Source organism: Bacteroides togonis, assembly GCF_900130135.1.
Taxonomy (GTDB): domain Bacteria; phylum Bacteroidota; class Bacteroidia; order Bacteroidales; family Bacteroidaceae; genus Bacteroides; species Bacteroides pullorum.
Genome location: NZ_LT670820.1, coordinates 1,899,689 through 1,921,096, shown reverse-complemented (window position 1 = coordinate 1,921,096; position 21,408 = coordinate 1,899,689). Strand labels below are relative to the sequence as shown.

Below are 21,408 nucleotides of genomic sequence, written 5' to 3'. Positions count from 1 at the left end.
GTCAACCTTATTCAGGTGGCTATAGCACCGGGGTTCCACCTCTTCCCATTCCGAACAGAGAAGTTAAGCCCGGTCACGCCGATGGTACTGCGTAACAGTGGGAGAGTAGGTCGCCGCCGTTTTTCTTGAGAAGTCCTCCGTAACAATCCTGTTGCGGGGGACTTTGTTTTTTATGCCCGCCGGGAGAATCCCTATCGAATCCCTATCTCTTCCATGCTGTGCTTCGTTACGCCTCCACGCAGTGCTTCGTCATGTCCTCAGCAAGTGCGGACTGACACCTCCAAGAAGTGCTGAGTTACACCCTCATGCAGTGCTGCGTTGCATCTTCTGAAAGTATCTCCTTGTGGAGGTTGACTATTTGGGGGATAAAACGCTGTCGGATTGGATTTTTAATGATAAAAACTAATAAAAAGGACATATTTTTTGTTCAGGCCTGTGCAAAGCGGATATTTTTTTGTATCTTTGTCGCCCGAATTATATCTGCTAGCGATTGGCGGCTTTGAAAGGAATAGATGTGGGAAAGTTTGAGAAGTATAAAATAGATTTGAAAGGTATGCATACTGATAGTTGTCAGTATGATTTTCTACTTGACAACCAGTTTTTTGCTGATATAGATGGACCTGAAGTTCAAAAAGGCAAGGTGCATGTGTCATTGGTTGTGAAACGAACTTCTCGCGCATTTGAGTTGAACTTTCAAACAGAAGGGGTTATTTTAGTTCCATGTGATAGATGTTTGGATGATATGGAGCTTTCAATTTCCTCTGCAGATAAGTTGATGGTCAAGTTTGGTGCAGAATATGCTGAGGAGGGTGATAACTTGATTGTTATTCCCGAAGTGGAAGGTGCAATAAATGTAGCATGGTTTATGTATGAGTTTGTTGCATTGGCTATTCCTATGAAGCATGTGCATGCTCCTGGAAAATGTAATAAGGAAATGAGTGGAAAACTGAGTAAACATTTGCGGACCACTGCGGACGATGATGATGAAATGTTTTCTGGTACAGATATGTCGGATGATGATAGAGAAGCGCCGATTGACCCTCGTTGGAATGAATTAAAAAAAATATTAGATAACAATTAAAGTTTTAAGAAAATGGCACATCCTAAGAGAAGACAGTCAAAGACAAGAACTGCAAAGAGAAGAACTCATGATAAGGCGGTAGCTCCTACATTGGCTATTTGTCCGAATTGTGGTGAATGGCACGTATATCACACTGTATGTGGTGCATGTGGCTATTACAGAGGAAAACTTGCTATAGAGAAAGAGGCTGCCGTTTAATTGGCGCGCAGTAGATCTCTGCTTGAATAGGTGTCTGAAAAGCTTTGCTTTTGGAGAAAAGGCAAAACTTTTTAGATTACCTTTTTTGAGTATTTACTTAGTATTGAAATTTTGATGGAAAAAATAAATGCAGTAATTACAGGAGTCGGCGGTTATGTCCCTGATTATATCTTGACGAATGACGAGATATCTCGTATGGTGGACACCAACGATGAATGGATTATGACCCGAATCGGTGTTAAGGAAAGACGTATTCTCAATGAAGAAGGATTGGGAAGCTCGTATATGGCTCGTAAGGCTGCCAAGCAGTTGATGCAGCGTACGGGAGCTGATCCCGATGATATCGATCTGGTGATTGTTGCTACTACGACTCCTGACTATCATTTCCCTTCGACAGCTTCTATCTTGTGTGACAAGTTGCGCTTGAAGAATGCTTTCGCTTTTGATTTGCAGGCAGCATGTAGTGGTTTCCTGTATGCATTGGAAACAGCGGCTAATTTTATCCGCTCCGGCAGATATAAGAAAGTAATCATTGTTGGTGCAGATAAGATGTCGTCGATGGTGAACTATACAGACCGTGCAACCTGTCCAATTTTTGGTGATGGTGCGGCTGCGTTCATGATAGAACCTACCACGGAAGACTATGGTATTATGGATTCTATCTTGCGTACAGATGGTAAGGGACTTCCTTTCCTTCATATGAAAGCAGGTGGTTCCGTATGTCCTCCTTCCTATTTTACAATAGACAATCATATGCACTATATCTATCAGGAAGGTCGTACGGTATTCAAGTATGCCGTATCAAATATGTCCGATGTTAGTGCTGAAATTGCCGCACGAAATGGATTGAATAAGGACAACATTGATTGGGTAATTCCTCATCAGGCTAATCTGCGCATCATTGATGCGGTTGCTAATCGTTTGGAAGTTCCTCATGAAAAGGTAATGATCAACATCCAGCGTTATGGTAATACGAGTGCTGGAACACTTCCGTTGTGTATCTGGGATTTTGAGGACAAGCTGAAGAAAGGAGACAATCTGATTTTCACAGCATTTGGCGCCGGTTTTACATGGGGTGCCGTTTACGTGAAATGGGGATACGACGGTAAGAAAGAACAGTAAGACTACGTTGGTATAATAATAAAAAACGCATCCTATTTTAATGAATTCGATGCGTTTTTTTTTCACAGTTTTAAAATGATTGGTTATGCATAAGGCCGGTTTTGTGAATATTGTCGGAAATCCGAATGTCGGGAAGTCGACGTTGATGAATGCGTTGGTAGGCGAGCGGATTTCAATTGCCACTTTTAAAGCGCAGACTACCCGTCATCGTATTATGGGAATCTATAATACTGACGAGATGCAGATTGTGTTTTCAGATACGCCGGGTGTGTTGAAACCGTCGTATAAGTTACAGGAATCAATGCTGAACTTTTCTACGTCGGCTTTGGCAGATGCGGATATATTGCTATATGTCACGGATGTAGTCGAGACACCAGACAAGCACAACGATTTTGTTGAAAAAGTTAGCAAACTGGAGGTACCGGTCCTTGTACTTATTAATAAGATTGACCTTACTAATCAGGAAAGACTGGTGGAACTGGTGGAAGCATGGAAAGAGTTACTGCCTTCGGCGGAGATTATCCCTATTTCGGCAGCCACTAAGTTCAATGTGGACTATGTAATGAAGCGTGTCAAGGAGCTTTTGCCCGATTCGCCTCCTTATTTTGATAAAGATCAGTGGACAGACAGACCAGCCCGTTTCTTTGTCAATGAGATCATTCGCGAGAAGATCTTGCTTTATTATGATAAGGAAATCCCTTATTCTGTAGAGGTCGTTGTGGAACAGTTCAAGGAGGATGCCAAGAAGATTCATATTCATGCGGTCATTTATGTGGAACGCGATTCTCAGAAGGGTATCATTATCGGTAAGCAGGGGCGGGCATTGAAGAAGGTTGCTTCGGAAGCAAGGCGCGATCTGGAGAAGTTCTTTGGGAAGACCATTTTCCTGGAGACATTTGTGAAAGTAGATAAGGATTGGCGCAATTCAGATAAAGAGCTGCGTAATTTTGGATATCAACTTGATTAAAGAATGAACAGGCGGCTGTGAGAGTCGCAAAACGAATGAAAGATAAAGAACTATGGGAAATTTAGTTGCAATTGTAGGACGCCCTAATGTGGGAAAGTCTACGCTATTTAATCGCTTGACGAAGACCCGGCAGGCGATTGTGAACGAAGAAGCGGGGACTACGCGTGACCGTCAGTATGGTAAAGCTGAATGGTTAGGTCGTGAGTTTTCGGTAGTAGATACAGGTGGCTGGGTGGTGAACTCGGACGATATCTTTGAGGAAGAGATCCGTAAACAGGTATTGATGGCTGTGGACGAAGCGGATGTGATCCTGTTTGTGGTGGATGTAATGAACGGAGTGACCGACTTGGATATGGAGGTCGCATCTATTCTCCGTCGCACTAAGAAGCCTGTGTTGTTGATAGCCAATAAGACCGATAACAACGAATTGCAGTATAATGCTCCCGAATTCTATAGCCTTGGCTTAGGTGATCCTTATTGTATTTCAGCTATGACCGGAAGCGGTACGGGCGATATGATGGACCTGATCGTGAGTAAGTTCAAAAAAGAATCTGCGGAAATATTGGACGAAGATATCCCTCGTTTTGCCGTTGTTGGTCGTCCAAATGCCGGTAAATCGTCTATTGTAAATGCTTTTATTGGAGAGGAGCGTAATATCGTAACGGAAATTGCCGGAACAACACGCGATTCTATTTATACTCGTTACAACAAGTTTGGATTCGATTTCTACCTGGTGGATACGGCTGGTATTCGCAAGAAAAACAAAGTGAATGAAGACTTGGAATATTACTCCGTTATCCGTTCTATTCGTTCTATCGAAAATTCGGATGTTTGTATTTTGATGCTTGATGCTACTCGTGGTATTGAAAGTCAGGATCTGAACATTTTCTCATTGATTCAGAAGAATGCAAAGGGACTGGTCGTTGTGGTAAACAAGTGGGACCTGGTGGAAGATAAGACAGTCAAAGTGATGAAGACCTTCGAAGAAGCCATTCGGAACCGTTTTGCTCCTTTTGTCGACTTCCCTATAATCTTTGCTTCAGCACTTACTAAACAACGTATTCTGAAAGTGTTGGAAGAAGCACGCAATGTGTATCACAATCGGACGACCCGTATTTCCACCGCTCGGTTGAATGAAGAAATGCTTCCACTTATCGAAGCTTATCCACCTCCTTCGAACAAAGGAAAGTATATTAAGATCAAGTACATCACTCAGTTGCCTAATACACAAGTTCCATCATTTGTTTATTTTGCCAACCTGCCTCAGTATGTAAAGGAACCCTATCGCCGTTTTTTAGAGAACAAAATGCGCGAAAAGTGGAACCTGACAGGCACACCTATCAATATTTATATTCGTCAGAAGTAAGTTAGAGATTCTGTCTGAAATTTATAGAAAATAGAATGCATCGGTAACGGTGCATTCTATTTTTTTTTGTTCTTTTATCCGGCTGGATTAGAACTTCTATGTAAGATATTTTCTTTTCTCGGAGATGCTTTCTTCTTGATTGTTTTTTTCTTCATCTTACTCTTCTTTTTACTCTATTTTCGCGCAATTCTAAGGATAATCCTTGCTTAAGTGTCTATGTGAGTGTGATTTATGCGATTAAGAAATTATCTGCGAAATAACGGAAGAATTAATTAGTTTAACAAGTGTAAAACAAATTACAAACGGAGAGGTAAATTCGACAAGAACTAAACGATTAAATATGAGAAACTCAATTATTTACTAATTTTTAAATTGATGTCGTCATCGTAGTCCTTACAAGATGTGAACGTTCCTGTCGTACCCAGCATTAAGGCACTGAACAGGATCACACTTAGATACTTTTTGTTCATAATTAAAAACTTTAAATTTATAAATTTAAAAATTAATAAATAATTGAGTTTCTCATATTTAATCGTTTAGTTCTTGCCGAATTTTCCTCTCCGTTTGTAATTTGTTTTACACTTGTTGTATCAATTACTTTATCCGTTATTTCGCAGATAACGGATTAAAAGTCGTGCAAACATACGGTATTTTGCAAAACTGTGCAAATAATATCCCCTTTTTTTATAAAAAAACTACGCATTTTGAACCATTTCAGTTTGCTTACGCAATCTCCTATATAAATAAAGTGGTTATCGGTTTTCATTCGCTTTATTATTGTGTTACACAAATAGCAACACGGTTCTGCTCATTTACTTCAAAGGGTTGTTCTGTATCGCCCTTGTATTCTATCTGTATACGGTCTTCGGCAATACCTTTTGCTTTCAGGGCTTCTGCTGTTGCTTTAGCTCGTTTTTCAGAGATACGAAGGTTGATGTTTTCGTTTCCTGTTTTTACGTCAGCATATCCGCTGATGATTACCTTTGAATCTTTGTTCTCGTTCATGTACTGAACCAAATCATTGATCTTCTGCTCTTCAGACGGACGAATCTTTGCTGAATTCAAGGTGAAGAAGATATCCTTGCGGATTGGTTCTACTACCACTTCTTTTTCTTCTACTACAACAGGTTTCGGTTCGGGCTTCTTCTCGACAACCGGTGCGGGCTGAGGTTCCGGCTCGTAGTATACCGGTTCGGTCTTTGTGTATCCCTTTCCGAACTTGATGGTGAAACCAGCCATCAGATTGAATTGCCAGTCGGCGTTTCCTGCCTTCTTGGAGTTGAACTTGTCTGAAAGGACATTGCTGTTGGCTTCAATGTTGAAGTTAACTCTGTCGCTCAGACGGAAATCAAGTCCCAGTCCCAGTCGGCCTGCCACGAGTACTTTGCTGTCGTTCCACAAGTAGGCCATGTTGTAACCTTTTGTACTGAGAGCGACTGCTTCGTCGTTGTTGAATGCGCCGTTAACACCTATTCCTGCAAAGAGGTAAGGGTTGACTACTCTCTTGGGATTAAACTTTCCAAACAAGTTGCAGAGGTCGAACATGGCATCTACATTTCCTTGCAGGTAGTTGTACTTGTAGGTTGTGTAGGGAGAAGCCCATGCACCCTTTGCTTGCCAGCCGCTTAATCCGGCGCGTACCCCCAGCCAGGGATTGAACTTGTAGCCTACATACAGAGCTGCAGCAGGTGAAAGCAGATCGCTGAAGTCGCCTTCGCCAATCGTATGGGCTACACCACCTTGAATTTGCATGAAGAAGTGGGGATCAAAGATCGTTTTTCCTTCTTCCTTGATGCGACGCTGTGAAGTTTCTCCACTCGTCTGCTGGGCGGAAAGGCCTGTAGTCCAGAGCAGCATGACCGCCAGCATTAGTTTACTCATTGTTTTCATTGTGACTCAAATTAAAAATTGAACCCTAAATCAACGCAAATATGGCAAAAAAAGTTATAATACCAAAGATTTTTGAAATAACTTTTTTTAGGTCATGAAACAAATTGTATTAAAAGATGTGTTTACGGCAATCATAGATGATTTTCGTGACAATGAGAGGTGGGGAAGTGCCCACATTTATCAGTCTGCACTAAACGCTTTTCTCGCGTTTAGCGACAATCCTCGTTTCAAACTCAAAGATTTGTCGCCAGCTGTGCTGAAGCATTTCGAGCAGTATCTGAGAAAACGCAATTGTAGCTGGAATACGGTTGCAACCTATATGCGTTCGCTTCGTTCGGCTTATAACCGTTGTGTGGATATCGGACGTGTACCCTACGTGCCTCGTCTGTTTGAGCATGTTCATACAGGGGCACGAACCAACATCAAACGTGCTTTGGATACGTCGGATCTTAAACGTCTGCTGGCTTGGATTGATGATGGAGAGGATGACTGTATCTCGCCAGATGTGCGTAAGGCGGGGGTGATATTTGCCCTTATGTTCCTGTTGCGTGGCTTGCCGTTTGTCGACCTGGCTTTTCTGCGCAAAACGGATCTTTGTGGGAATGTGCTGGTTTATAGAAGAAAGAAGACGGGACGACTGCTGACGGTTGTGTTACCCCCTGAGGCTATCCGATTGATGGTGGAAATAGAAAACCGAGATCGTAGGTCGCCTTATTTATTTTCTATTATCGGTAATTGGGAAGATCAGGAAAAGGCTTATCGGGAATATCAGTCCGCTCTTCGCTTTTTCAATTACAAATTGGTGGAACTAGGCCGTTATTTGGGGATTGATGCGCATCTGAGTACCTATGCAGCCCGTCATAGCTGGGCTACTTTGGCCTATCATTGCGAAATCCATCCGGGTATTATTTCGGAGGCAATGGGGCATTCATCAATAGCTGTGACGGAAACTTATCTGAAACCATTCCAGGATGAACGAATAGACGAGGCAAATAAACAGATTATAGCTTTCGTCAAGCGATGATCGATGGAATGCAAATGTCTGAAAAATATTACAATTGGGTGACTTACTCCGTATCTACTCCGTACTTGCTCCGTATCAACTCCGTGTTTGGGTACTTTTATATGGAGCAGGTGCGGAGCAGGTAGTGTTATGGCCATGCCTGTAAAAATAGAGTCGAAATCGAATAGAATCATTGTGATTGAATTTTTCCTAAATATCTATCAATAAATATACTCATATACAGTAGAATAGAATTACCAATCCGTTATCTGCGAAATAACGAGTGAGAAGTCGTGTAAACTAGGTGAAAAATTGCGTGATATTAATTTAAAAATAGAAAGGAAAAAGAGAGAAAAGAAGGATTATTGTTAAATGTAAAAACTCAATTACTTACTTAATTTTTTAAATTTATAAATTTAAATTTTTTATTATGAACAAAAAGTATTTAAGTGTGATCCTGTTCGGAGCCTTAATGCTGGGCACGACAGGGACGTTTACGTCTTGTAAGGATTACGACGATGACATCAATCAGATCAATAAGGAACTGACTGATATCAAGTCTGCAATCTCAGAACTGCAATCAAAGGTTGATAATGGTAAGTATGTTACCAATATCACCAAAGAAGGTGAAGGTATCAAGATCACCTGGAACGACAACAGCACCAGCGTTATTGAAACAATCAAAGGCGACAAGGGTGCTGACGGTACGATCGTAACGATCATTGATGGTTATTGGGCTTTCGATGGCGTGAAGTCTGAATATCCTGCAGTAGGTAAGGATGGTGCTGATGGAGCTGACGGTCAAGATGGTCAGGACGGTCAGAATGGCCAAGATGGTCACGATGCTAAGATCAGTGAAGACGGTTACTGGATGGTATGGGATGCCGAAAAAGGCGAGTATGCCAAAACTGAGTACATTGCTGGTGGTGTCACTGCCGTTGAAACAGCCGGTGGTTGGAATCTTACTGTAAGAGATGAGAATGGCGATGTCCAGACTATCTTTATCCCGACTAGTTCAACAATGGGGTATATTGATGTATTGGATAATGAAATCGCCAACTATCCTTCTGCTTATGGTTTGACTAGCATGAAGGCTCTGTATGGTATCAATGAAAAGGATGTAGAATATGGACCAGCAGACGCAAAGAAGACTCTTCAGAAAGGTTTGTATACAACTCTTGATCGTGACTTGATGATTGTTGTCAATCCTCAAGGAACCGATGCCTCTGACTATACCTTCGCATTGATGAACTCTGCCAATGTAAGCACAGGTCTGTTGTTTAAGGATGCTGTTCCTTATGAAGGCGTATTGTCAAGAGCCACTTCTGCAAACGGTGTGTGGGTTTTGCCGCATGATTTTACCCGTTATGAAGATATCGAAGATGCCAGAACGAAGAATTATCTGCTGTTCAAGGCTAATGATGGCGCTAAACATGCATTGTCTTTGACTGCTACGCTGAACAACACAACAGTTAAGACTCCGTATGATTTGGGAGCTTCTTTGAAGAAAATCGGGACGGTAACAGTAGAAGTTGACGATCTGAAGAATTGTGCTGTAGATAAGGAATATGTACCGACTTATAGCACCACTTCAATTGATGCAAATGCTGTTTATGATTACTGGCTTACTTTTAAACAGTCAGCAGACAACTTAAAGTATGTTGAACTTTACGGTGCAAAGATCGTTAATGACGGCCATGCATTTACTTACACAAGAGAAACTGGCGTAAACAATAATATTGAATTGGTTTACAACTACATCTTGATGGACGGTACTGTTGTTCAAGGAGATAAGGCGCCCCAGTTCAAAGCTTTGATGCGTGAGGAAATGGCTACAGAACATACTCTACCATTAGAACGTTTGAATGTTCCGATGGATGCAAAATACATCGATGGCAAAGACAATAAGGAATTGACTTGGATTGATGACTGGGTATGGTCTAATCAGGGTAAGAAAGTATTTGCTTTGAATACTGAAGCATATCCATTGACAAGTTTACTTGCTGATATGAGCGATGTGGAAAAAGCTGTATGGAACAGTGCTATTGCAAATAACTCAGTAGAATTAACTGTAATTGGTGGAGAAGGTGATAACAATCAGGGTGATGACAATGACAATATGGGTCATAACGTTCGTTATGCTGTTGATACGAAGAACAATACAATCACATTCCAATTCTGTGTATCTGAAGGATATCCATATAATTTCAGCTTAAATAATGCATATCAATTGACTTTGACAGTTAACGATCAGGATACTCAAACTCCTGTAGCTTCTATCATCCTGCCGTTCGAATTCACTCAGCCGACTCTGGATATCACTCGCGTAAACGGTGAAAAGGCCCTGTGGAATGACAAGAAGAATGTATTGAGCATCTATGGTGATAAGGTAGCTATTGAAGATCAGATTGGAATGGCTGTTCCATTCTTTGAGGCATTTACAACTGCTTATGAAAAACAATATAGCAAATTTGGACCGACAGCTCAATATTATACATTGACTAGTGGTGCTGATGATATGGATCCGTCATTCAACTATTGGGGATATACAGTTTTGGGTAAGGACTATCTGGCATTGGATAACGAACCTTTGACAAGCATTGTTTACTCTGGTAATGCATCGCAGTGGAATACTTATACAATTAATTCTGTTGGCGCTGGTATTCCGGTTAAGGCTGACTACACATTCTATGGTGTATATCCTGCAACAGACGAACAAGTTTCTGACTTTACGTTGAGATTTGCAAGCTTGCTGGGTGATGCAACGTCAGTTAAGGCAAACGGTGAATTTACTTCTAACAATGTAACTCGCGAAGTGATTTTGACTGATGCCAACTTCACATTGACCGATGCACTGGGTGACACATTCTATCTGTTCGATGGCGTTAAGTCTGATGGCAACGTCGACAAGCGTTCTGATATGAACCTCCGTCAGGGATTTGAAGAAGGTACAGAAGGTTTTGAAACGAACTTTACATTAGCTACCACAGGTATTAAGGCATACTATTATAAGAATGGTTCTAAGCAGAATATTCCTGTAACGGTAGGTGTTGAAGATACTAATGCTACTTTAGTTACTAATAATAACACTAAGACTAGAGCTTGGGAACCGGGAACTATTAGCGCAACGGATGTTATTGTAACGGATCTTCCTGCTACTGAAGCTATTAAACCTAACTTTGCAGCAATTCCTGGTGGTATTATGATTCAATTGCCGTCATTTGTAGGTACAACAGAACCTGTTACTATCGAATTTGAGTTGATTGACGTATTCGGTGTAACTAAGACTCTGTCTGTAACAGTTAAGGCCGCGAAGTAAGAAGGTCTCTAACGTGAGTGTATGGCTTTTGCCATTCCTCTAGAATAAAAGATTGAGGGTGTATCCAGTTGGGTGCACCCTCTTTGTTTTTTGTACTTTGAATGCTGTAAGCCTATTTGCATTGACGAGAAAACTGGTTAACTTTTAGACGTGATCATGCTCTATTTTTTCACTTTCTAACGCCGTGCTTCCTTACCCTCTGACGAAGCACTTTCTTGTACCCTGACGAAGCACTGTGTCAGAGGGTAAGGAAGCGCCGTGTTAACCCCTCATCTTGTATAGTGTGGCGGCTTCAGTCGTTGGGGGGGTGGAGGAAGATGGATTGCCGTGTGCCGGATAAAAGCTTAAAAACTGTGTTTTCATTTGCCTATGCTTTTACCTTTTTATATATTTGTTTCCAAAATGCCACGATTATGAAATATCCCATTGGAATCCAGAGTTTTGACCGTATCATCGAAGACGGCTATGTCTATGTAGACAAGACTGCGTTGATTTATCAGCTGACACACGAGAGCAGCATCTATTTCTTGAGCCGTCCCCGCCGCTTCGGCAAGAGTCTGCTGGTATCTACGCTGGAGAATTATTTTCTGGGGCGTAAGGAGTTGTTCCATGGACTGGCTATCGAAAAGTTGGAAAAGGAATGGGCGGTTCATCCCGTGTTTCATGTGGATTTCAATGGGGCTGTTTTCAGTGACGTCGGCCAGCTGGAAGAGATGCTGCGCGATTATGTGGAAAGTTGGGAGAGGGACTACGGTCTGTTACCCAACAAGGATTTGGGAATGGGGCTTCGTTTCCGCAATGTGCTCCATGCCGCGCACGTACAGACCGGGCGTCGTGCCGTGGTTCTGATCGATGAATATGACAAACCGATTCTGGACGTTCTGGATGGGGATGCTTCGCTGGAAGACCGTCACCGCAATGTGCTGAAGGCATTTTATTCAGTGTTCAAGGCCGCAGACCGCGACTTGCAGTTCGTTCTGTTGACGGGTGTGACGAAGTTCTCGCAGGTGAGCGTATTCAGCGGTTTCAACCAGCCTAAGGATATCAGCATGGACGGACGTTACGAGACGCTTTGCGGCATTACGCAGGAAGAGATTGACCGTTACTTCCCCGGTCCCATTGCCGACATGGCCGTGGACTACCGCTGTACGCCGGAGGAAATGAAGCAGCGGCTGAAACAGCAGTATGACGGCTATCACTTCAGCGACCGTTTGACGGACGTTTACAATCCTTTCAGCCTGCTAAATGCGTTGGACAGTCGCCGGGTTTATGATTACTGGTTCCGTTCGGGTACTCCCACATACCTGATCCGCCTGTTGGCCCATTTCAACGAGAATATGAACGAACTGACGGGCAAGTACTACCGTCCCGAAGAGTTCGTGGACTACAAGGCCGACGTGGAACGTCCGCTGCCCATGATTTTCCAGAGTGGGTACCTGACCATCAAGAACTATAATTTCCAATTTAACACCTTCCTGCTGGACTTCCCCAACAACGAGGTGAAGAACGGTTTCCTGACAATGCTTGCCACGTCGTATCTGCAACCTCGGGAGGAAATGGGTACTTGGATACGTAGTGTGGTCATGGCACTGCAGACAGGCGATATCGACCGCCTTCGCAGCCTGTTCACGTCTTTCCTGGCCAGTATCCCCTATACGATGCGTCGGAAGGAAGACGAGGCGGAGCGTGAACGCTACTTCCAGTACACGTTTTACCTCATCATGCGCCTGGTGAGCGTTTACACTGTTTATGTGGAGAAAGTACAGAGCCAGGGGCGTGTGGATTGTGTAGTTGAGACTCCTCAGTATATCTATATTTTTGAGTTCAAACTGGACGGTACGGCTGCCGAGGCTTTGCTGCAAATTGAGGACAAAGGATATGCCCGGGAGTATGCGTGCGATATGAGAAAACTTTATAAGATAGGTGCGGCTTTTTCTTCAGAAACAGGGACTATCAGTGATTGGCAGGTTGTGGACGATTAATATTAGGAAACATTTCCGCCTAAAATTTGCTCGTTTCCCGAATAAATCGTTACTTTGCACAAATTTTAGAGATATCTATGCTAACACGGGAAATGGGTACCAGTTTTTATTTCAGTTCGGATGATTTTCATTCGCCGGCTGGTGGTTTCTTCGTTTCCGGTAAGATATTAGTTCTTTGGTAAATGCGTTGTCCGTTGTCGGGTGACGCATTTTTTTTATTCAAAAGCAGACTGAAGCTATTTTAAAACAACTTATAAAGAGAAAAAATGAAGAACGATTTGAAGAAAGTGCTCGTCTTGGGTTCAGGTGCGCTCAAGATCGGTCAGGCCGGAGAGTTCGATTACTCCGGTTCGCAGGCGCTGAAAGCGTTGCGTGAAGAAGGTATCAGCTCCGTGCTGGTGAACCCCAACATCGCTACCATCCAGACTTCGGAAGGTATCGCCGATCAGGTTTACTTCCTGCCGGTGACTCCTTATTTCGTGGAAGAAATCATCAAGAAGGAACGTCCCGACGGCATTCTGCTGGCTTTCGGTGGACAAACGGCGCTGAACTGCGGTACGGAACTCTATCAGAAGGGCATTCTCGAAAAATACGGTGTACGTGTGCTGGGTACCTCGGTAGAGGCTATCATGTACACTGAAGACCGTGACCTCTTCGTGAAGAAACTCGACGAAATACCGATGAAGACGCCCAAGAGTCACGCCGTAGAGAGCATGGAAGATGCTTTGAAGGCTGCCCGTGAAATCGGTTATCCTGTCATGGTACGTTCGGCTTACGCCCTGGGTGGTCTTGGTAGTGGTATCTGCCCCGACGAAGAAGCCTTCATTAAGCTGGCCGAAAGTTCGTTCACTTTCTCTAAACAGATTCTGGTAGAAGAGTCGCTGAAAGGCTGGAAAGAAATTGAGTTTGAAGTAATCCGCGATGCTAACGACCACTGCTTCACTGTGGCCAGCATGGAGAACTTTGACCCGCTGGGCATTCACACGGGTGAGTCTATCGTAGTGGCTCCTACCTGTTCGCTCACCAATGAGCAGGTGGAGATGTTGCAGGACCTGTCGCGCAAGTGTATCCGTCACCTGGGTATTGTGGGCGAGTGTAACATCCAGTATGCTTTCAACGCCGAGACCAACGATTACCGTGTCATCGAGGTGAATGCCCGTCTGAGCCGTTCTTCCGCACTGGCTTCCAAGGCTACCGGTTATCCGTTGGCGTTCGTGGCTGCCAAGATTGCTTTGGGCTACACGCTCGACCAGATTGGCGAGATGGGTACGCCTAACTCAGCTTACGTAGCACCGCAGCTTGACTATTTGATCTGTAAGATTCCCCGTTGGGACTTGACGAAGTTTGTCGGTGTGAGTCGCGAAATCGGTTCCAGCATGAAGTCTGTGGGTGAAATCATGTCTATCGGCCGTTCCTTCGAAGAAATCATCCAGAAGGGGCTGCGTATGATCGGTCAGGGCATGCACGGCTTTGTGGGCAACGACGGCACCCACTTCGACGACCTCGACCATGAATTGTCTCATCCGACAGATCTGCGCATCTTCGCTATCGCACAGGCACTGGAAGAAGGTTATACCATCGACCGCATCTACGAACTGACCAAGATCGATCCCTGGTTCCTGGGTAAGCTGAAGAATATTGTCGACTACAAGCATAAGCTTTCTCAGTATAATAAGGTAGAGGATCTGCCTGCCAACGTTCTCCGTGAGGCTAAGGCATTGGGCTTCTCCGACTTCCAGATTGCCCGTTTCGTGCTTCATCCTACGGGCAACATGGAGAAGGAAAACCTTATGGTGCGTGCCCGTCGTAAGGAATTGGGTATTCTGCCGGCTGTGAAGCGTATCAATACGGTGGCCAGCGAACATCCCGAATTGACCAACTACCTCTACATGACCTACGCTGTCGAGGGTTACGATGTGAACTACTACAAGAATGAGAAGTCCGTTGTCGTGCTTGGTTCGGGTGCTTACCGCATCGGCTCCAGCGTTGAGTTCGACTGGTGTTCGGTGAATGCCATTCAGACGGCTCGCAAGCTGGGTTACAAGTCTATTATGATCAACTATAATCCTGAGACCGTATCTACTGACTACGATATGTGTGACCGCCTTTACTTCGACGAGTTGTCGTTTGAACGTGTACTCGATGTTATCGACCTTGAGCAGCCGCGTGGTGTCATCGTATCCGTGGGTGGTCAGATACCGAACAACCTGGCTATGAAACTCTATCGCCAGTCGGTACCTGTGTTGGGTACTTCTCCGATATCTATCGACCGTGCCGAGAACCGCAACAAGTTCTCCCACATGCTCGACCAGCTGGGCATCGACCAGCCTGCATGGCAGGAGCTGACTAGCCTTGAAGACGTGAAGGGCTTCGTGGCCAAGGTGGGTTATCCCGTTCTGGTGCGTCCGTCTTATGTCCTTTCGGGTGCAGCTATGAATGTATGCTATGACGAAGACGAGTTGCAAGAGTTTTTGAAGATGGCTGCCGAGGTGTCCAAGGAATATCCTGTAGTCGTATCACAGTTCTTGCAGAATACCAAGGAAATCGAGTTCGATGCCGTGGCACAGAACGGTGAGATTGTCGAATATGCCATCTCCGAGCACGTTGAGTTTGCCGGTGTACACTCGGGCGACGCCACGCTGGTGTTCCCTGCCCAGAAGATCTACTTCGCAACAGCTCGCCGCATCAAGAAGATCAGCCGTCAGATTGCGAAGGAACTGAACATCTCCGGACCGTTCAACATTCAGTTCCTGGCACGTAACAACGAGGTGAAGGTCATCGAGTGTAATCTCCGTGCTTCCCGTTCGTTCCCCTTCGTCAGCAAGGTGTTGAAGCGCAACTTCATCGAGACTGCTACAAAGATTATGCTTGACGCTCCTTACTCCAAGCCCGACAAGTCGGCTTACGATATCGACTGGATTGGTGTGAAGGCCAGCCAGTTCTCCTTCTCCCGTCTGCACAAGGCCGACCCCGTGCTGGGTGTCGACATGTCGTCTACGGGCGAGGTAGGCTGTATCGGCGACGACTTCTCTGAAGCTTTGCTCAACGCCATGATTGCTACTGGTTTCAAGATTCCTTCACGCGAAAAAGGCGTGATGTTCTCCAGTGGTGCCATGAAGTCCAAGGTAGATTTGCTCGACGCCAGCCGCATGCTCTTTGCCAAGGGGTATAAGATTTACGCGACGGCCGGTACAGCTGCTTTCCTTAATGCTCATGGTGTAGACACTGTACCAGTATTCTGGCCTGATGAGCGTCCCGATGCAGAGAACAACGTGATGAAGATGATTTCTGAGCACAAGTTTGATCTTATTGTCAACATCCCGAAGAATCATACCAAGCGTGAGCTGACCAATGGTTACAAGATTCGTCGTGGTGCAATCGATCATAATATTCCGTTGATTACCAATGCACGTCTGGCCAGCGCCTTCATTGAGGCCTTCTGTAGCATGAAGCTGGAAGATATTCAGATTAAGAGCTGGCAGGAGTATAAATAAGGAACTATTTTTTCTCTAAGAAATTTTCTCTAGCGGAAAAAGTACGAAGATAATGTCATTCTGAGCAAAGCGAAGAATCTCGTGGATTATGCAGAGATTCTTTATTTCGCTCAGAATGGCATTTTGTTTTGATAGTACACGTCTTCGTTTGTCTCACTTCCGGAGATGATTGGGTAGTGCTAAACGTACTTGTGGTGTATGCTGTAGTACGTTTCTACTAAGGATAGATAATATTTTCAGAAAAAAAACAAGCATTTGTTTGCAGATATCAAAAAAAGTCGTACCTTTGCAGCGCTTTTGAAACGAGAGTGACGGGCGTTTAGCTCAGCTGGTTCAGAGCATCTGCCTTACAAGCAGAGGGTCGGCGGTTCGAATCCGTCAACGCCCACAAAAATAAACCTTCACTTTCGTTATTCAACTATCGGGCGTTTAGCTCAGCTGGTTCAGAGCATCTGCCTTACAAGCAGAGGGTCGGCGGTTCGAATCCGTCAACGCCCACTTCCGACAGAGACTACATCATAAGAATGATGTGGTCTTTTTTATTTTCTACCTTTAATAAAAGCTTGCGGTCTGGAATTAATGTTATCTTTGTGGCAGGTATAGTTCCTTTATTATTTTAATATTTTACGGACGATGAAGCGTAGTAGTATTTGGAAAGCTGTCTTCGGAGCAGTATGTTTGGGCGGATTGTGTGCAGCCTGTACCACCCGTCCGGAGATTCACATTACGGGTTCCGTGCGTCATGCGGACGGGGCACTTCTGGTTTGCCGGCGGTCGGTTGGCGGAATGTTCAATTCGCAGACGTTTGATACGTTGAAGTTGCAGGCGGACAGTACGTTCACGCTGACGCTGCCCGGGGGAGAATACGAGCGGGTTCAGTTCTATCTGTATGGAAAGAAGAATATGGGTTCACTTCTTGCCAAGGAAGGAACGATGCGGATCGAGTTGGACGGATGGGCCGAAAAGCCGATGACCGTCACCGAAGGACAGGATGACAAGACGGTCCGTGTGGCGGAACTGCTGGACCAGCTGTATGACGATGTGTTTGATATCCGTGCTTATGGAAAAGACCATTGGGAGATAACTCGCGATACCGTGGCTACATCGGTGCGCCGCAAACTGACGGACTATGCCCTGTCGCTGGATAAGGAGGTGGAAGGCGTGGACGAGGACTTGCGTACCAAGGTCCGCCAAGACATACGCATGCAGTTGCTGCTGGCTTTCCAGAACCAGGTGCTGGCTTCTGTCTTCCGGTCGTCCGAGGCTACGAAGCAGGAATGGCTGGCCCAGCTGGACAGCATGACGGCTTTCTGCTCCATCAATCATCCTGGTAGCCCTTTCTCCCTTTCGTTCTACGACGCGGCAAGTTATGATACCGGCATTCGTTATTATACCAAGGGCGAGCCGAAGCCGGAAGGAGTGGAGAAAGGCGTGCAGCTGGCTTTCTACGATTTCACGCACCGGCTGACGGGCAAGGCGCAGGAAGCTGCTCTGGCCCAGCTCTTCCTCGAAGACGAGTTCCAGCAACGTTATGACCCGCAACTGCTTCCGCTGGCCGACGAGTTCCGTCGTCTCTATCCCGAAAGCGGATGGATGCCGTGGGTGGACCGTGCCGTGGCCAAGAACCGTGCCTTCAATGAAACGACTATCCCGGCCGATATCCATTTCCCCGATGTCAGCTCGGCCAAAACGATTAAGGACGTGACCGATCGTTATAAAGGGAAAGTCATCTTCATGGACATCTGGGCTACGTGGTGTGGTCCTTGCCGTGCGTCGTTTGCCCACGTCGGTCCGTTGCAGGAGTATGCCGCGGCCAACGATGTGGTGCTGCTCTACCTCTCCATCGACCGTCCAAAGGACGATGAAAAGTGGCGGAAGATGGCCGCGCACTACAATCTGAAAGGCGAACACGTCCGTGGGCAGGAGGCCTTCCATCGGGAAATCTATGATACCTTCGGCCATAAGGGTGCCCTGAGTATTCCGCGCTGCGTCATCTTCGACAAGCAGGGGAACATCCGTTTCAGCACGGCCGCCTCGCCCGAGCAATGGGACAAGTTGAAAGAACAGTTGCAGGAAGCGGCCAGGTAAAGGAGGCTGTACGATGAACAGGTATGGGATAATGGGACTTCTGCTGTGGGTGTTCTTCCCTCTGGTTGCATCGGCACAGATTCCGGACAGCATAGCCGGGCCTCTGACGGCGCTGGCCCGCCGTGTGGAACAGTTCGGTGAGGCACTGCCACAGGAAAAGGTGGCCCTGCACCTCGACAACACCAGCTATTATCAGGGCGACGACATCTGGTTCCAGTGCTACGTGGTGGCCTCCGGACTGAACCGTCCCACGGGGTGGAGCAAGACGCTGTATGTGGAACTGCTCAACCCTGGAGGCGAGATTGTATCCAAGCAGATTCTTCCTGTCAGGAACGGCCGTTGCCACGGCCACTTCGCCCTGACGCAATTGCCGTTCTATTCCGGCTTCTACGAGGTGCGGGCCTATACCAAATACATGTTGAACTTCGATGAGGCTTCGGTCTTCTCGCGCATCATCCCCGTCTTCGACAAGCCGGAGGTGCCGGGCCACTATGTGGAAAAGGAAATCAGCCCGCGGGTAGGCAAGTATCCGCAGGAACGCAAGCGGCCGCGGAAGGAGAAGAAACTGAACCTCCGCTTCTATCCCGAAGGCGGCTATCTGGTGAAGGACGTGCGGTGCGTGTGGCCTTCGAGGCGACGGATGCCTATGGCAATCCGGTGGACGTGTCGGGGCGCGTGGTGGACAAGGAGGGTCGCGAATGCCTCACCTTTGCTGCGGGCCACGAGGGGAAAGGCAGCTTTACCTATACGGCCGGCGAGGAAGAAGGTCGGGCCGAAGTCATCTGGAATGAAAAGCGATACCGTTTCGACCTGCCGGAAGCCAGGGAGCAGGGCTTTGCCTGCTCGGTGGACAACCTCAGCTCGCCGGACAGCCTGCTGGTGACGGTACAGAAGAACGCCCGTACGCCGGGCAGTGTGCTGGGGATGGCGGTCATCGGCGGAGGGCAGCTCTACCACTTCAGTATGCTGACGGTCACCCGCAGCCGTCCCGTCCGCTTCGGGCTGGACAAGCGGGACCTGCCCGTAGGCGTGGCGAAGGTCGTGTGGTTCGACCCTTCCGGCCGGCTGGTGGCCGACCGTCTGATTTTTGCCGGGCAGCCCGACACCCTGTCGGTGGCGGTCCGTTCGGACAAGGCTGCCTATCAGCCCTACGACTCCATCCGTCTGGACGTTGAGGTCCGGGATGCGGAAGGCCGCCCCGTGCAGGCGCCTCTCTCGGTTTCCGTGCGCGACGGCTGGCAGGAGGTGGAGAACCGCTACAGCCTGCTGACCGACCTGCTGCTGATGTCGGACATCAAAGGATACGTCCACCGTCCTGCCTGGTATTTCGAGTCTGGCGACCTGGCGCACCGCCGTGCGCTGGACGAACTGCTGATGGTGCAGGGCTGGAGGAGGTACGACTGGGAGAGCATGGCCGGTGTACGCCCCTTCGACCTGAAATACCTGCCCGAGCAGGGCATCGAGCTGCACGGCACGGTGGTGTCGATGGTGCGCAGCAAACCGCGTGCCGGGGTGGAAGTGTCTTCCTTCCTGAGCAGTCCCGGCGAAGACCCGGAGGTGGGCAGGCAACAGTCCTTCGACCTCTTTACTACTGACAGCTTGGGGCGTTTCTCCTTCGTCTCGCAGATAGAGGGGAAGTGGAATCTGATACTGGCCGTGACGAAGGAGGGCAAGAAGAAAGACCACCGCATCGTGCTGGACCGTGTGTTTGCTCCCGCGCCCCGCATGTATTCGCTGGCCGAGATGCAGGTACGGGTACCCGGCGGGGAACAGAAAGTCGGGGCGTCGGCCGACGAACCGGCCGATACGGTGCAGGTGGAGGAAGACTACAACCTGTTCCTTCGGGCCTACGAAGACTCGTTGCGCCGCCTGGGCATCGACGAGAAGATACATCACCTGGACGAGGTGGAGGTGAAAGCCCGCAAGCGCGACAAGGCCAGCGATGTCTATCAGGCCCGCACCAAGTCCATAGCCTACTACGACGTGGCCTCGGAGATGGACGACATCCAGGACCGGAACGGCTTTGTGGGGGACGACATCCACGAACTGATGAGGAACATGAATCCCGATTTCTATACGCAGTTCAGTCCGTCGGGCGAGGAGTATTTGTTCTACAAAGGCCGTCTGGCTTTGTTTGTCATCAACTATGAACGTACCCGCCACGAGGAAATGGACTTCAACAAATATCGTAGTCTGACGCTGGAGTCCATCAAGTCCATCTACATCAGCGAGGATCTTGGGACCATGTGCCGCTACGCCGACCCGCGGTTCACGCCGATGAACATCGACAAACTGTATGGTTGTGTCGTATTGATTGAAACGAAACCGGAGGGAGAAATACCTGCCAAGGGGGCGAAAGGGGTACGCAAGACGTGGCTTGAGGGCTATAGCAAGGTTAAAGAGTTCTATTCGCCGGATTATCGGGTGCTGCCCCGTGAGGAAGATTACCGCCGGACACTGTACTGGCAGCCGGAACTGATGACCGACGAACAGGGATGTGCTACGGTGCGCTTCTTCAACAACAGCCGTTGCCGCTGCCCGCGCGTCACGGTCAATGTGCTCGATTCCGACGGGCGTATCGGTAGCCTGGAACAATAATCCGACTTGATTTGTATGTATTTGATAAGTCGATAGTTATCAGTTTATTTTCGTTTGAAGAAAATAAACTTCCAGTTTACTGGCTTTAAACTGTCGGTTTACTCCGTTTAAACTGCGAGTTTAAAGCTTTTAAACTGACAGTTTAACGCCTTTGAACTGGTAGTATACTGCGTTTGAACTGATTGGTTAGCACAGGGGAAGCTGGCGGATAACGCTTGCTGACAAAAAAAGAGGGCATATCCCGATTGGGATACACCCTCTTCTCTTATTTCAGGCTGGCAGCCTACCGATGCGGTTGAC

Annotated in this window: 11 protein-coding genes, 2 tRNA genes, 1 rRNA gene and 1 pseudogene; 14 read left to right on the top strand and 1 reads right to left on the bottom strand. The window is 46.9% G+C overall.

The genetic code is table 11. The annotated features are described in order from the left end of the window. Positions 1-11 precede the first annotated feature (11 nt). The 6 genes from rrf (at position 12) to der (ending at position 4,734) form a co-directional block, all read left to right on the top strand. Positions 12-122: ribosomal RNA gene (rrf, locus tag BQ8005_RS08310) — 5S ribosomal RNA — on the top strand. Positions 123-514: 392 nt separating this feature from the next. Then, on the top strand, positions 515-1,081 hold the full coding sequence (locus BQ8005_RS08305) for a YceD family protein (protein ID WP_075319047.1): 567 nt from the start codon (positions 515-517) through the stop codon (positions 1,079-1,081). Between the two features lie 12 nt (positions 1,082-1,093). Continuing rightward, positions 1,094-1,279, top strand: coding sequence for a 50S ribosomal protein L32 (rpmF, locus tag BQ8005_RS08300; protein ID WP_002562387.1), 186 nt, complete (start codon positions 1,094-1,096; stop codon positions 1,277-1,279). A gap of 114 nt (positions 1,280-1,393) precedes the next feature. Further along, positions 1,394-2,401 carry a beta-ketoacyl-ACP synthase III gene (locus BQ8005_RS08295; RefSeq protein WP_021846472.1) on the top strand — a complete coding sequence of 336 codons (1,008 nt, stop codon included), beginning with the start codon at positions 1,394-1,396 and terminating at the stop codon, positions 2,399-2,401. 85 nt (positions 2,402-2,486) lie between these two features. Further along, entirely contained in the window at positions 2,487-3,368 is an 882-nt protein-coding gene (gene era, locus BQ8005_RS08290) for a GTPase Era (protein WP_075317722.1), read from the top strand. Positions 3,369-3,420: 52 nt separating this feature from the next. Further along, a complete protein-coding gene (der, locus tag BQ8005_RS08285) occupies positions 3,421-4,734 on the top strand; it encodes a ribosome biogenesis GTPase Der (RefSeq protein ID WP_021846474.1) in 1,314 nt (437 codons plus the stop codon). Between the two features lie 774 nt (positions 4,735-5,508). Here der and BQ8005_RS08280 read toward each other — a convergent pair. Then, positions 5,509-6,624 (bottom strand): OmpA family protein, encoded by a 1,116-nt coding sequence (locus BQ8005_RS08280; RefSeq protein ID WP_075317721.1) that lies wholly within the window; start codon positions 6,622-6,624, stop codon positions 5,509-5,511. Between the two features lie 94 nt (positions 6,625-6,718). Between BQ8005_RS08280 and BQ8005_RS08275 the strand changes: the two genes are divergently transcribed. The 8 genes and pseudogenes from BQ8005_RS08275 (at position 6,719) to BQ8005_RS08240 (ending at position 21,108) form a co-directional block, all read left to right on the top strand. Then, entirely contained in the window at positions 6,719-7,648 is a 930-nt protein-coding gene (locus BQ8005_RS08275; protein WP_021846181.1) for a tyrosine-type recombinase/integrase, read from the top strand. A gap of 409 nt (positions 7,649-8,057) precedes the next feature. Then, complete coding sequence (locus BQ8005_RS08270) at positions 8,058-10,946, top strand: hypothetical protein (RefSeq protein WP_075317720.1); 2,889 nt, start codon at positions 8,058-8,060, stop codon at positions 10,944-10,946. A gap of 413 nt (positions 10,947-11,359) precedes the next feature. Beyond that, complete coding sequence (locus tag BQ8005_RS08265) at positions 11,360-12,928, top strand: ATP-binding protein (RefSeq protein ID WP_075317719.1); 1,569 nt, start codon at positions 11,360-11,362, stop codon at positions 12,926-12,928. 266 nt (positions 12,929-13,194) lie between these two features. Continuing rightward, complete coding sequence (gene carB / locus BQ8005_RS08260; RefSeq protein WP_075317718.1) at positions 13,195-16,422, top strand: carbamoyl-phosphate synthase (glutamine-hydrolyzing) large subunit; 3,228 nt, start codon at positions 13,195-13,197, stop codon at positions 16,420-16,422. A 313-nt stretch (positions 16,423-16,735) separates the two neighbouring features. Beyond that, positions 16,736-16,810: transfer RNA gene (locus BQ8005_RS08255), tRNA-Val, on the top strand. 35 nt (positions 16,811-16,845) lie between these two features. After that, a tRNA-Val gene (locus BQ8005_RS08250) sits at positions 16,846-16,920 on the top strand. A gap of 135 nt (positions 16,921-17,055) precedes the next feature. Beyond that, positions 17,056-18,510 carry a TlpA family protein disulfide reductase gene (locus BQ8005_RS08245; RefSeq protein WP_075317717.1) on the top strand — a complete coding sequence of 485 codons (1,455 nt, stop codon included), beginning with the start codon at positions 17,056-17,058 and terminating at the stop codon, positions 18,508-18,510. A gap of 13 nt (positions 18,511-18,523) precedes the next feature. After that, positions 18,524-21,108 (top strand): annotated as a pseudogene (locus BQ8005_RS08240) (hypothetical protein). Positions 21,109-21,408 lie beyond the last annotated feature (300 nt).